The 12,599-nt window shown below is 65.1% G+C and carries 14 protein-coding genes; 5 read left to right on the top strand and 9 right to left on the bottom strand.

Features of this window, described 5'->3' with window-relative positions; genetic code table 11:
* Nucleotides 1–8: 8 nt before the first annotated feature.
* The gene (hypB, locus tag FXO18_RS03445; RefSeq protein ID WP_149359647.1) at nt 9–836 is read right to left on the bottom strand and encodes a hydrogenase nickel incorporation protein HypB; all 828 of its coding nucleotides are present in this window, start codon (nt 834–836) and stop codon (nt 9–11) included.
* A 3-nt stretch (nt 837–839) separates the two neighbouring features.
* Nucleotides 840–1,169: a hydrogenase maturation nickel metallochaperone HypA/HybF gene (locus FXO18_RS03450; protein ID WP_149359648.1), complete on the bottom strand. Its 330-nt coding sequence runs from the start codon at nt 1,167–1,169 to the stop codon at nt 840–842.
* Between the two features lie 275 nt (nt 1,170–1,444).
* Here FXO18_RS03450 and FXO18_RS16135 point away from each other — a divergent pair, with 275 nt between their 5' ends.
* Nucleotides 1,445–2,227: a DUF4352 domain-containing protein gene (locus tag FXO18_RS16135; protein ID WP_187774155.1), complete on the top strand. Its 783-nt coding sequence runs from the start codon at nt 1,445–1,447 to the stop codon at nt 2,225–2,227.
* A gap of 102 nt (nt 2,228–2,329) precedes the next feature.
* Here the strand turns inward: FXO18_RS16135 and FXO18_RS03460 are convergent, their stop codons facing one another.
* Complete coding sequence (locus tag FXO18_RS03460) at nt 2,330–2,746, bottom strand: MarR family winged helix-turn-helix transcriptional regulator (RefSeq protein ID WP_149359650.1); 417 nt, start codon at nt 2,744–2,746, stop codon at nt 2,330–2,332.
* 100 nt (nt 2,747–2,846) lie between these two features.
* Here FXO18_RS03460 and FXO18_RS03465 point away from each other — a divergent pair, with 100 nt between their 5' ends.
* On the top strand, nt 2,847–3,914 hold the full coding sequence (locus FXO18_RS03465; protein ID WP_149359651.1) for an alkene reductase: 1,068 nt from the start codon (nt 2,847–2,849) through the stop codon (nt 3,912–3,914).
* A gap of 36 nt (nt 3,915–3,950) precedes the next feature.
* The gene (locus FXO18_RS03470) at nt 3,951–4,736 is read left to right on the top strand and encodes a TauD/TfdA family dioxygenase (protein WP_149359652.1); all 786 of its coding nucleotides are present in this window, start codon (nt 3,951–3,953) and stop codon (nt 4,734–4,736) included.
* A 38-nt stretch (nt 4,737–4,774) separates the two neighbouring features.
* Here FXO18_RS03470 and FXO18_RS03475 read toward each other — a convergent pair whose 3' ends face one another.
* From FXO18_RS03475 to FXO18_RS03485, 3 genes are read right to left on the bottom strand one after another with little or no spacing between them, the layout of a single operon-like run.
* Nucleotides 4,775–6,367 (bottom strand): acyl-CoA synthetase, encoded by a 1,593-nt coding sequence (locus FXO18_RS03475; protein ID WP_149360080.1) that lies wholly within the window; start codon nt 6,365–6,367, stop codon nt 4,775–4,777.
* A gap of 14 nt (nt 6,368–6,381) precedes the next feature.
* Nucleotides 6,382–6,858: a PaaI family thioesterase gene (locus FXO18_RS03480; RefSeq protein ID WP_149359653.1), complete on the bottom strand. Its 477-nt coding sequence runs from the start codon at nt 6,856–6,858 to the stop codon at nt 6,382–6,384.
* Nucleotides 6,855–8,114: an acyl-CoA dehydrogenase family protein gene (locus tag FXO18_RS03485; protein WP_149359654.1), complete on the bottom strand. Its 1,260-nt coding sequence runs from the start codon at nt 8,112–8,114 to the stop codon at nt 6,855–6,857. Before FXO18_RS03485 ends, FXO18_RS03480 begins: the two co-directional genes overlap by 4 nt.
* Before the next feature lie 245 nt (nt 8,115–8,359).
* On the opposite strand from FXO18_RS03485, the gene FXO18_RS03490 reads away from it, so the two are divergent.
* On the top strand, nt 8,360–8,935 hold the full coding sequence (locus tag FXO18_RS03490) for a TetR/AcrR family transcriptional regulator (protein WP_235900419.1): 576 nt from the start codon (nt 8,360–8,362) through the stop codon (nt 8,933–8,935).
* Here the strand turns inward: FXO18_RS03490 and FXO18_RS03495 are convergent.
* Genes FXO18_RS03495 through FXO18_RS03505 form a run of 3 tightly spaced genes read right to left on the bottom strand, consistent with a single transcriptional unit; the run spans nt 8,932 to nt 11,361 of the window.
* Nucleotides 8,932–10,644, bottom strand: coding sequence for a WXG100-like domain-containing protein (locus tag FXO18_RS03495; RefSeq protein ID WP_149359656.1), 1,713 nt, complete (start codon nt 10,642–10,644; stop codon nt 8,932–8,934). The genes FXO18_RS03490 and FXO18_RS03495 overlap by 4 nt on opposite strands.
* Nucleotides 10,645–10,646: 2 nt before the next feature.
* Nucleotides 10,647–10,973 (bottom strand): WXG100 family type VII secretion target, encoded by a 327-nt coding sequence (locus FXO18_RS03500; protein ID WP_187774156.1) that lies wholly within the window; start codon nt 10,971–10,973, stop codon nt 10,647–10,649.
* Nucleotides 10,966–11,361 carry a YbaB/EbfC family nucleoid-associated protein gene (locus FXO18_RS03505; RefSeq protein ID WP_187774157.1) on the bottom strand — a complete coding sequence of 132 codons (396 nt, stop codon included), beginning with the start codon at nt 11,359–11,361 and terminating at the stop codon, nt 10,966–10,968. The genes FXO18_RS03500 and FXO18_RS03505 overlap by 8 nt, the downstream gene beginning before the upstream one ends.
* A gap of 156 nt (nt 11,362–11,517) precedes the next feature.
* Here FXO18_RS03505 and FXO18_RS03510 point away from each other — a divergent pair, with 156 nt between their 5' ends.
* Nucleotides 11,518–12,159: a hypothetical protein gene (locus FXO18_RS03510; protein ID WP_149359659.1), complete on the top strand. Its 642-nt coding sequence runs from the start codon at nt 11,518–11,520 to the stop codon at nt 12,157–12,159.
* The last annotated feature ends 440 nt before the right edge of the window (nt 12,160–12,599 follow it).

Raw genomic sequence — 12,599 nt, forward strand, 5'->3', positions numbered from 1 at the left:
CGCTCTCCTCAACCCGTAGTTTCCAGCGACAACGCATTCAGCTCGGTCCGCCACTGCTCCATGCCCTCGCCCGTCCAGGCAGAGAGCGCGATGATCCGGACATCCGGGTTCACCGACCGCGCGTACGCCGAGCACTTCTCGATGTCGAAATCGACGTAGGGAAGCAGATCCGTCTTGTTGACGATCACCAGGTCCGCCGCGGCGAAGATGTGCGGATACTTCAGCGGCTTGTCGGAGCCCTCGGTAGTGGAAATGATGACGACCCTCAACTGCTCGCCGAGGTCGAACAACGCCGGGCAGACCAGATTGCCCACGTTCTCGATCAGCAGCAGCGTGCCGTCCGCTGGCTCGAGCTCATCGAGCGCGGAACGCAGCATCGAAGCGTCGAGATGGCAGCCCGCGCCGGTATTGACCTGCACCACGGGAGCCCCCGTCGCGGCGATCCGATCAGCATCGAGCAGGGTCTCCTGATCGCCCTCGATCACCGCGACGGGCCGCTCGGCGCGGAACTCCCGGATCGTCTTCTCCAGCAGAGTCGTCTTCCCCGCTCCCGGCGAGCTCATGAGGTTGACCGCGACGATGCCATGCGCGCGCAGCCAGTGCCGGTTCTCCAGCGCGATCAGATCATTCTTCGCAAGCACCTTCTGCTCGAGAGTGATCGTCTCCACGCGCTCGTGGCTGTGGTCGTGGGAGTGCTCGTGGCTGTGGCTGTGGCTTTGGCTGTGGTCATGCCCATGGCCGTGTGCATGCTCGTGGGAGTGGTGATGATGGTGCTCATGCCCCGGAGTCGACACCCGGGGGCCGTCCGTCTCGCCGCAACCGCAGGTAGCGCACATCGCCTATCCCACCTTCATCGATCGGATACTCATCTCGCGTCCCGTGATCACATCCACATCGGCGCTGCCGCAATCACACAGCAGGATCATGTCCACCAGCTCGAACTCGCGATCGCAGGCCCTGCAGCGAGCCCGAGCAGTGATGATCTCCAGATCGAGAGCCGCGCCATCCGCGATCGTGCCCGCCGTCGCGAGGTCGAAGCAGAAATGCATAGCGTCCGGGACCACCGCGCACAACGCGCCGATCTCCACCTGCACCGAGCGCACCCGCCGACCCGCGGCGTGCTCGCACACCGCATCGACAATGCTCTCTGTGATCGCCAGCTCATGCATCGCGCACCTCGGAACGGTCTCTTCCAGACTAGGCCCCGAATGTGACGTGGACAACAGTTCGAGGCGGCTAGCCCGCCGATCGTGAAGATCCAGCCACGCCCAGTTCGGAGCGATGCGCCTAGGCCGATTCCAGTACCTGGGCAAGGATGCCCATTAGAACGAATCCCCCAGCGCAAGTGTCTACTGTTCGATCAAGATGCATGCCGCGCCATACGGCTTCGAAGATCCCGAACGCGTCGGCGCCTCTCGGCGCACAAACTGAGCAAGGAGAACATGTGACTGACCAGCATCCACCGGGCCCCGGCGATGGCAATCTGGGCGCAGGAAATCCCCCACCACCGTCACGGGATCAAGGCCCTGCAGGCACCTACCAGCAAGGCCCCTATGCCTCGGCACCCTGGGGCGGCGCGCAACCGCCAGGGTACGGACCTCCTGGCTACCGGGGCGCTCCTCCGCCGAGAAGGAAGCGCAGCGCCGGCAAGATCGTCCTGATCATTCTCGCGTCATTCGCCGGACTATTCATACTATTCATCGGATGCACCGCACTCCTGATCAGCGCAAGCGGCGATGATGAGGCACCGGCGCGGTCGGACCGCGAAGCTGTCAGCGCTCCACTCGCGCAGCGACCGAATAATCAAACCGATAGCAGCTCCGCCATGGCAGGCATCGGTGAAGAGGTACGGGACGGCAAGTTTGCCTTCGCTGTTACCTCTATCGAGACTGGCTATAGCAGGCTTGGCGACAACCCGTACCTAGCGCGCAACGCGCAAGGACAGTACGTTCTCGTCCGCATACTGGTAGGCAACGTCTCAGATCGCCCGCAAACCTTCTTCTCCAGCAACCAGAAGCTGATTGATGCTCAGGGCCGCACCTTCAACAACGACAGCATGGCGGAGCTCAATCTCGAAAACAATGACGGCTGGGTCAGCGAGATCAATCCGGGCAATGCTATCGAAGCCACTGTCGTGTTTGACATTCCTGCCGATGCACGTCCCGCAGCCATAGAACTCCACGATTCCGCTTTCAGTGGGGGTGTGCGAGTCCGGCTCACCGAGTAGTCGCTTCAGCAAGCATTTCGCTGCTCGGACTCGCCCCTTCCGCGCTTCGGATCGTGAAGATCCAGCCACGCTCGATGTGGCTGGATCTTCACGATCGGCGGGCTAGCCCAGCAGCTTGTCGAGGAGCTGATCGAGGGCGGCGCGCTCGGAGCGATCGAGCCGCGCCATGACCGTGGACCCTTCGGCGACCATCCGGGCGAGTTCCTCGCGCAGCTCGATTCCGCGCTCGGTGAGGGCGAGCAGCTTGACGCGCCGGTCGGTGCCGGGGACGCGCTCGATGATGCCAAGGCGCTCGAGCCGGTCGGCGAGGCCGGTGACGTTGGAGGCGTCGCAGCCCATGGATTCCGCGAGCGCGCGCATGGGCGAGGGCGCGTCCATCTCGAGCACGGTGCGCGCCTGCAGCGGGGTGAGGCCGAGGGATACGGCGATGGCGTCGAAGTCCTCGCTCATGCGCTTGGTGACATCGAGCAGCTTGAAGCCGAGCTCGCGTGCCTCGGCGACGCGGTGGTGGGCGGTCATGCATCTATCGTATCGGTCCACAATAGTTGACATCGTCAAGCATCCAGTGCCATGCTTGATCCATATTCATTGATGCCATCAACCATTGAGGAGCTAGACCATGGCCGGAATGTGGGATCCCTTCACGCTCGGACGAATCCGCCTCGATCACCGCCTCGCCCTCGCGCCGATGACCCGCTCCCGAGCCGATGCCGACGGATCGCCCAACGGCCTCATGGTTGAGTACTACCGGCAGCGCGCCACCCTCGGCCTGCTCATCACTGAAGGCACGCAGCCCTCTGACGACGGCCAGGGATACCCCTACACCCCCGGCATCTACACCGAGTCGCACATCGCTGGCTGGCGCAAGATCGCCGATGCCGTCCACGAGGCCGGAAGCCATTTGTTCATCCAGCTCATGCACGTCGGACGCGTCGCCCACCCCGACAACCACCCCACCGGCGCACAGTCCGTCGCCCCATCCGCCATCGCCGCCGGGCACGACATGTTCACCCCCACCGGCATGCAGCCCGCCCCCGAGCCGCGGGCACTGGCCACCGGAGAGATCCCCGGCATCGAGGAAGAGTTCGCCCAGGCGGCCGAGAACGCCATCACCGCCGGGGCGGACGGCGTCGAGATCCACGGAGCCAACGGCTACCTGCCCTGGCAGTTCCTCAATGCCTCCGCAAACCAGCGCACCGACCAGTACGGCGGCTCCATCGAGAACCGGGCACGCTTCACCCTCGAGACCACCAAGCTCGTCGCCCAGCGCATCGGCGCCGACCGCACCGGCATCCGGCTCTCCCCCGCCGTCAGCTTCAATGGGCTCGACGAAGGCCCCGGCTACAAGGACACCTACCGCTACCTGCTGCGCGAGCTCGACACCCTCGGCCTCGCCTACATCCACCTCTTCTACTTCGGCGACGACGAGTTTCTCCGCGAGATCCGTGACATGCTCTCGACACCGCTGCTGCTCGTCCGCGCCGGGCGCGACTACGACTCCATCGAGCGCGACCTCGCCGACGACCTCGCCGACCTCTACCCCATCGCCACAGATGCGATCTCCAACCCCGACCTCGTGCACCGCCTCAAGGCAGGCGCACCCCTCGCGCCCGGCGACAGCAGCACCTTCTACGGCGGCGACGCCACCGGATACACCGACTACCCCGCCCTCGACGAGACCAACTAGCCGGTTCCCCAAGCCCCTTCCCGAGGAGAACATTTCATGCCACGTCCCGCGGCGCTGCCCGAGATCGCCCTGCCACCCGAGCCCTCGCGGCAGAGCATCGCCACATTCCTCGACGAGGCCCGGGCAGGGCTGCGGGACCGGGGCACAGCACTCATCCGCCAACTAGGACCACGCATCGGTGCTGGCTCCCTCGGTGCACTGCTCGATGCGCTCTCCGGCAGCAAGACCAGTATCGAGCGCCTCTCGGAGCTTCTCGCCGCCGATGCGCCGCCCGCACCCAGCCCCGGTCGGTCATCCCCAGGATTGCCCGCACTGCCGCTGCACCGCGACGCCGCACTCATCGGACGACCAACCAGCCTCATCGCCTTCACCGCCACCAGCGTGGAACCCGGAACCGACCACAGCGCGCTCGAGCTCGTCGACACCCTCACCGCGCTACCGCTGCTCAGCGCCGAGCTACGCGATCTGCTCGACACGCGCACGATGGAGTATCGCGTCCTCGACCGGCGGCCCTTCCCCCACCTCCCCGAGGGATGGTTCGCGCTGCCCACCTACAGCAGCACGCCCGCCGGGCAGGCACTCAACATCATCCTGCCTCCAGCAGCACCAGGACCGTGGCAGACTCGCATCCGCGGACTCACCAACGACGATTCCAGCGAGGCACTGCGCCGCCTCGACGACGAGCTGCGCCGGTCCACCGCCTATATCGCTCACTCCTGGTCCGCGGGCGACATCATCCTCGTCGACAACAGTCGCGTGCTCCACGGCACCCGGGCCACCCCCGTCGGCTCGCGCGCCAGACTCGCCCGCGCCTCCTCCTGACGACCGATCGTGAAGATCGGCGGGATCGGCGGACCAGCTCACATCGCGCGCAGGACGCGCTTGAGCACCTTCCCCGACGGGTTGCGCGGCAGCTCATCAACGAACGCGACCTCGCGGGGGACCTTGTACCGGGCGAGGTTCTGCTTGACGTACTGCTTCACGGTGTCCTCGTCGAGGGCCTCGCGCGTGACCACGAACGCTTTCAGGCGCGCGCCGTACTCCTCGTCCGGTACCCCGAGCACCGAGGCTTCGACGACCGACGGGTGCGAGGCCAGCAACTCCTCGACCTCGCCCGGGAACACGTTCTCCCCTCCGGAGACGATCATGTCGTCGTCGCGGCCATCGATGAAGAGCCGCCCGCCAGCGTCGAAATGCCCGACATCGCCGGTGGCCATCAGCCCATCGACCGATGCCTTGGTGCCACCGCCGGTGTATCCCTCGAACTGCACGGTGTTGCCCACGAAGATCCGGCCCGTCACCCCAGCGGGCACGGGCTTGTCGTCATCGTCATAGATCGTGACTAGGCTCCCGGCGACTGGCTTGCCGACGCAACCAGGCTCGGCGGAAAGGTCTTCGGGCGTCGCGACGGTCGCGTAGGCGACCTCGGTCGAGCCGTACATGTTGTAGAGGACAGGGCCGAACGCGTCCATCGCTCGTTTGCAGAGATCGGCACCGAGCTGGGCGCCGGCGACGAAGATGATGCGCAGCGACGACAGGTCGTAGCGCGACGCCCCGTGCTCGAGCATGCGGCTGAGCATCACGGGTGCCACGATCATGCCGGTGCTGCGATTGCGCTGGATGCTCTCCAGCGTCGCTTGCGGGCTGAAGCGGCGGCGCAGCACCATCGTCGATCCCATGCCGATGGCGAGCAGCGCGTGCGCGAACCCCAGAGTGTGGAACATCGGCGCGCACAGCTCGATGGTGCCGTTGGTGGTGAACGGGACCCGGCTCGTGATGCCACCGATCGGCGCGAGCGACATCGGGTCAGCGCGGGGTGCTCCCTTAGGCGTGCCGGTCGTGCCGCTGGTCAGCAGGATGATCTTCGCGTGCGCGCCGGGTCGCGGCGGCGCGAAAGAAGGCGCGGACGCCATCAGCGCCTCGATGGAATCCTGGCCCGGATCCTCGCTCCAGCCACGGAACGCGCCTCGCGGCGGCGTGACACCGCCGAGCATCGCGGCGTACTCATCGTCGTAGACGAGCAGGTCCGTCCCCTCGCGGGTGGCGACGTCGCGGATCTGCGGCCCCGCGAAGTCAGTGTTGAGCAGGATGATCCGGGCACCACACTTCGCTGCGGCGAGCAGCGCATCGAGGAACCCGCGGTGATTCCGCGCGAGGATCGCCACGCCCTCCCCTGGCTGGAGGCCACGCGCGAGCCAGGCGTTGGCGAGCGCGTTGGATCGCTCGTGCAGTTCCGCGAAGGTGAGCTCGCCGCGCTCGTCGATCACGGCTGTCCTGCCGCCCCAGCGCGCGGCCGCGACACCGACCGCGCCGCCGATGAGTCCCCACCGCGCGATAGCGAGGCCGCTGTTCGCCAGCGCCACGGGCGACATCACGCCGAGGACGCCGCTCTTGATCGCATAGCGCGAGTAGTTGAGCTCGGCGCCCGCGCGCAGCGCCGCGGCTTTGCCCATGCTGACTGGATTGATCAATTTTCCTGCTTCCTATGCGCGCGCAGCTGGTAGAGCCCTCTTGTCGTCGCCACGACCGTGCCGCCTGTATCGGTGATGGTCGCGTCGAGCACAAAGTCGGACTTGCCGTCCGCCGCTGCTTGCTCAGCGATCCGCTCGATCTCAGCGTCGTCGAGCGATGCCTCCGCCCGCACCTCGGTCTTGGCTGGCCGCTTGAACGTGATCTGCAGGTCCTTCACCAGCGGGTAGAACCGCGAGTTGTCGAACGAGGCAACGGCGATCGCGCCACCGAGGATCTCGGCCACGGTGAACAGCACGCCCGAGTACATCACGCCGAAATGATTGCCGTTTCCTTCCGCTGGAACGGTGGTCGCGGCAAATCCCCGACGGACCTCCACGGCTTCGACACCCATCGTGTGAGCGATCGGGATGACGAGCTCGAGAGTGCCATTGATCATGTCCGCGAAGGTCGGGGACTCATTGGTGCCGGTCATTTCCTGAGCAAGCCTTTCGCGATGTGGGTGATCTGCACTTCATTGCTCCCCGCGTAGATCATCAGCGACTTCGCGTCGCGGGCCATCTGCTCGACCGCGTACTCGCGCATGTAGCCATTGCCACCGAGGAGCTGCACGGCCTCCATCGCGACATCGGTGACAGCTTGCGACGAGTACGCCTTGATCGCGGACGCTTCCGCCAGGGTGGGCATCTTCCCGTCCCGCCCCATCTCGATACCGCGGAAGACCATGTTCTCCACGTTGATCCGCGCGATCTCCATGTTGGCGATCTTGAGCTGGATGAGTTGGAAGTCGCCGATCGGCTGGCCCCACAGCTCGCGGGACCTCGCGTAGTCGAGGCAGATGCGCTGGCATTCCTCGATGACGCCGAGGGCCATCGCTGCGACTCCCAGGCGCTCGACGACAAAGCCCTCGCGCGCGCTGTCTCGACCATCGCCCGTGCCGCGGCGTTCCTCGGTCTCGCCCAGGAGCCGGTCGCGGCCAAGGCGGACGTTGTCGAAGAAGAGCTCACCGGTGTGGGAGGAATTGATGCCCATCTTCTTGAAGGGCTTGCCCTGGACGAATCCCTCCATCCCGCGCTCGAGGACGAAGCCGAGGACCTTGCGATCCCGCTTGCCGATCGACGGATCACCGTCGTCGAGCTTCGCGTACACGATGACGACGTCAGCCTCGGGACCATTGGTGATGAACGTCTTCTGCCCATTGAGGATGTAATCGTCCCCGTCGCGCTTGACGTAGGACCTCATCCCGCCGAATGCATCGGATCCCGACTCTGGCTCGGTGATGGCCCAGGCCGCGAGCTTGTCGAAGGTCACCAACTCGGGCAGCCACCGCTTCTTCTGGGCCAGGGTGCCTTCCTTCATGATGGTGGCGACGCCGAGCCCCATGTGCACGCCCCAGGTGACGAACAATCCCATGCAGGCGGCGCACAGTTCCTTGGTGAGGATGATCGCCATCGTCTCCTGGCCACCGAGGCCACCCGTCCCCTTCTTGCTGGGCGTCGGTTCCTCGCCCGCGGCGACGGCGGCTTCCTTGGCTTCTTCCTTCGCAATGATCTTCTGAAGCGTTTCGCTCGCCATCTGGTCGATGGCGAACGTCTTCATCATCGTGCGCAGGATGGGATAGGGCGATGCCTCGCCTGATTCGAGCCCGTCGCGATGGGGCCGGACCTCAGCATCCATGAAGCCTCGAACGGAATCGATGATCAGATGGTCAGTCTCGGACCACTCGTACATGCGGACCTCTCTGTCCAGCGCAAACGATTGATGACGCCTGTCCTCACAGTAAGATTGAGGACAGGCGTCGTCAATCCATGGCCAATGTGACGTGTGCCACAGCAACGCTACGCCGCTAGGATGAGTCGCTGCGTTCGAGAAGGGAGTCGTCGTTGACCGCGCGAGAGGAAACCAGGCCTACGCCGCCGCGAACATGGGGCGGCACGACCATGGCAGAACGACGAGCCTTCCGCCGAGGCGCGCTCATGGACACCGCCCTCGACCTGATCGGCGAGAACGGCTGCGCGGCCGTGACAGTGCGCTCGTTGTGCCGAGCATCGGGGCTCACCGATCGGTACTTCTACGAGAGCTTCCCCAACCGGGACACCCTGCTCGTCGAGCTCTACGAGCAAGTTGCCGCAGAAGCACACGATGCGCTCGTCACCGCAGTCCCTGGCACCGCGCGAGAAGACGAGCAGATCCGGGCCGCGGTGGAGGAATTCGTCCGGCTCACCATCGACGACCCCCGCAAAGGCCGGCTGCTCCTCGTCGAACCGCTATCAGAACCCGCGCTGAACGGCCTCAGCATCGCCACCGTCCCCCGATTCACCAAGCTCGTCCTCCACCAGCTCCCCCACGAGCTCGGCCGCACCAAGCGCGCACTGATCGCCACCGGGCTCGCCGGCAGCCTCGGTGCGATCTTCCTGTCGTGGCTCTCCGGCCAGCTGAAAGCCAGCCGCCAAGAGATCATCGATCACTGCGTGGAGATCCTCCTCGCCGCGACGCGAACGGACGTGGCCGCGCAAACGCTCTCTGGCCACCCGCATGGAAGAACGAACTAGAGGTTCAGCAACCGACCTTCTCGCTCCCCGCCCCGCTGCTCAACGGCACCCCCATAAACGTTGAGCAGCGAACCTCGCGCAGGCTGTGCATCCGACGGTGCGCTCACGCTCACCGCGGCAGCGTCCGCGGGATCACTGCCCAGAGCCAGCGAGGGAGGATCACCGATGACTGGAGCCTCCACATCAGGAACATCGACGGCGCCAACAACAGGTGCGCTGTCGAGTGGTGCTTGAATGTCCTCGGCTCCACCGTTGAAACCTGGATCAATGCTCGCATCGGGCAGGTCCGCCTCCGCTAACGGCAGATCCGATTCCGGCAACGGCTGAGCTTCAGGCACGGTATCGGCCTCATTGGCGGGCATGGAATGATCAGGCGCCACATCTACGGTCGCAGGATCAGCATCAGCCGATGGAATGGCGTCAGCCGCGGAAGCGGGTGCGGTAGCGGCCGGTTGCGCCTCGGGATCTGGCGCAATCGGGTGATCGGCGGGGCTCGCGTTGTCGGCCGCAGGCTCGGCGGGCGCAGGCGTGGGAGCATCAGGCACGCTCGTGCCATCCACATGGGATCCGGCAGCCGCTGGGACCACGTCGGGAACCTCGGGCGAAACCAGCTCAATCGCTGGAGCGTCGGTCATGTTCGCGCCATCCGCGACCGACGCGGGAACCACTGGAGCCGCGGGGGACGAGAGGTCGAGGTCGTTTGATGCGTGAGTCACGGCATCCTGCACCCCGGCACTTGCATCCCGCATCCCGGCAGGATCAGTTGGTGTGGTTGTCGATGCAGGCTCCACGGCAGGCGGCGTCCCGCTCGGTCCAGGCACATCACTACCAACCTGTGGCTTTTCGCCTACGGAACCCACAGCCCCTGTGACCGTGGAGCACACGGCACTCCGAAGGTCAAGCCCATCGCCAAAGGTCACATTTCCCATTACATTCGCCACGCCATCCGACAAGCCCGACGCCACAGCACGGCCCCCCAGCTGGCCCGCCGTCGTCGTCGCCGTTTCCGTGATCAAGCCCGACACACCGGCAGTCGGGCCCAGCGCACCCGAGACGGTGCCCTCCACAACACCCGACGCAGCGGAGCGCATGAGACTGCCCATGTTGAATGCATCGCGGTGACCTCGACGGAACTGCGCGAACTGTGCTGCGCCGTCAATTCCGGCACTGATCAGAACAGTCCGACCGATTGCTTTGCCCGCCCCTCGTGCCGCGCGCGCGAGAATCTGGCCAATCAGTTGCTTGATCGCCATCCGGACTCCCGCTGCGGTGGCTGTTCGAGCAGCGAGCGCGGCCGCTCCGCTCGCACCGAAGGTCGCGGGTGCTGCGGCGGCCATCAATACGAGTTGAGCAGCGAGCACGCCTAGTGCGCCGATGATAACGAGCTTGGTGTGCTCGATGTCTGTGGCGTTGCCCTCGAGGTCCGTAGCGATCTCTCGACAGGCAGCGACCATTTCGTCGAGCGCGCCGCCTGCTCCTCCAATGCCCTTCCACAACGTGTCGAAGGCCTCAGCCGCATCACCATCAAGTGCGGAGAGCACCGATCGCGCGGCTGCCGAGCTGTCGCCAAGCAGCACATCAAGATCTTCGGCTGTACCGCGCCACGTTTGAGCAAGCCGCCGCATGGCAGTCTCGTCAGCCTCGGGCCAATCTGCGCCCACTGCCCAGGGAGTCAACGACTGCAATGCGCCCGGTATCTGGATTCCCATGTCTAGATCCCTCGCGACAGCGTGTCGAACGATCCGGCGCTATTGGTGTCGGTGCCCTCGAATCGATCAGCAGCTGCGTCGATCGAGCGCGCGATTGCCTCGAATAGTTCCGTGAGACTCTCGATTGCCTCATTGGTCGAATCCGCTGGTGACCGGTATCCCGACTCGACCGCGTTGCCGGGTTCGTCGCTGCCCCAGCTTCCATCCTCCGCGGCCACGCGTATCTGGTGATCATTGGCCGTACGGGAGGCATGGGCGGCGATCCCCCTGAATCTCTGAGCGGCATCACGAAGCTCGTCAAGATCGGCACGGAACGGAGTGTCACCCACTGCGGCCCCCTCGACGTGTCGGCTGAACGATATTGCACAGGTCCGCGATATCCGGCGCGCCAGGAATCAACTCGGCAAGACCGGGCAGGGAGTTCTGTTGCCCGGTGGCCTCACGGAACAGTCGATCCGTTTGCTCGCGAGCACGATCGGCCGCAGCAGCAATCGTCCGCACGAGGTCCGTTCCCAGCTGCGACGGAGACAGTCGCCGGTATGCCGACTCATCGATGCTGATCTGCGTGGGCGCGCCTACCCCATCGACATCAACGGTGATCAGCCCATCGCCCGAGCACGCACGGCACGTCACACCTGCCATCGCGTCGGACGCGTTTGCCAGAGCCCTGGCTTGGGTTTGCACCTCGGCGAGCATTGATTCGATTTGCTCGCCCAAGGATCCCGGCAATCGGTGCCCGTCCATAAGTCCCCCCTCGGTGTCGTGCGATCCCATTCTTGGACGCGCTAGACCCGCACGAGGTTCCCCGCAATACCTATGACCTCACTCACACGCAGCTTGCCACCGGGGCAGCGCTTCTTCATGCTGACAAACATGGGGGAACATTTACGCATACCGGCCACGCCTGTCAGCAGGAAGCCATTCTTCGCCCAGGAAGGCGAACTGCACCGCGCCGATCACACGCTGCCACCGGTCTGCCCCCGCGACGGCAACGACGCCACCACCACCCGCACCGCCTACGTGATCTCCAGGCCCTGGTCGCGCTCGACCACCCCCGACGCCCGCGTCTACAGCAGCTTCACCGAGTTCTGGTGGACCCCCCACCGCGCCCACACCCAGCGCCTCATCCATGCCGGAGACCCCTCCGTCGCCGTGATCACCCAAGCACCCCTCTGCGCCGCATGCGCACGTCAATGGCCCTGGGCCCGCGCGCTCGACCTGACAACGCAACTGCTCATGCCGCTGCTATTCGGCATCGCCGGGATATGGTGCTTGATCCAAGGCACCAGCGAATTCCCGCTCAACAATTGGAACGCAAGCGTGTTCTGCATCTCGATGGCCCTGATGTTCACCGCGTTCCTTTTCTACGGCCGCTGGCGCGGACGCCTCTTCCCCGCCCACGCCACCAACAACGGCTCCGCGCTCGTCATCCAGAACCCCCACCCCCGCTTCACCACCGCCTACCACGACCAGCTAGCGGAACATGGCACCGTGCCAGCCATCAGCATGGACTGACCACGCACCACCGGGGGGCACATCATGGGGGAACATCTAGAGATTTCCACCAGGCGATTGCACAAGCATTCTCGCTTGGCGAGAAAGGTAGAACCGTTCGAGCTGGGAGGTTCGCTTCCCGATGTGTGTGTCCGGCACGGTCTTGCCGCAGTGGCATACAAGTCGGCGTAGGTGCTTACTCGGCGGCGATCACGACGGCCGACTCCGCGGCCACGGGTGTACAGCAATATCGTTGAGTTCTGGTGGCGACCGCACTGGTGCAAAGGGGGCCGAACAAGCACGCACAGATCCGTGGCTGTCGTGACGCAGGCGCCGCTATGCCACAGCTGCTCGCGCGAGTGGCGCCTGGCCCGTCTAGTTGACACGCCAAGCTAATTGATGTTTCCGGTTTGTTTTATCGCTGCATTCTTGGCGATGGAGCTGGCGCCGCAATAATTCAG

Source organism: Lolliginicoccus suaedae, from assembly GCF_008312885.1.
Taxonomy (GTDB): Bacteria; Actinomycetota; Actinomycetes; order Mycobacteriales; family Mycobacteriaceae; genus Lolliginicoccus; species Lolliginicoccus suaedae.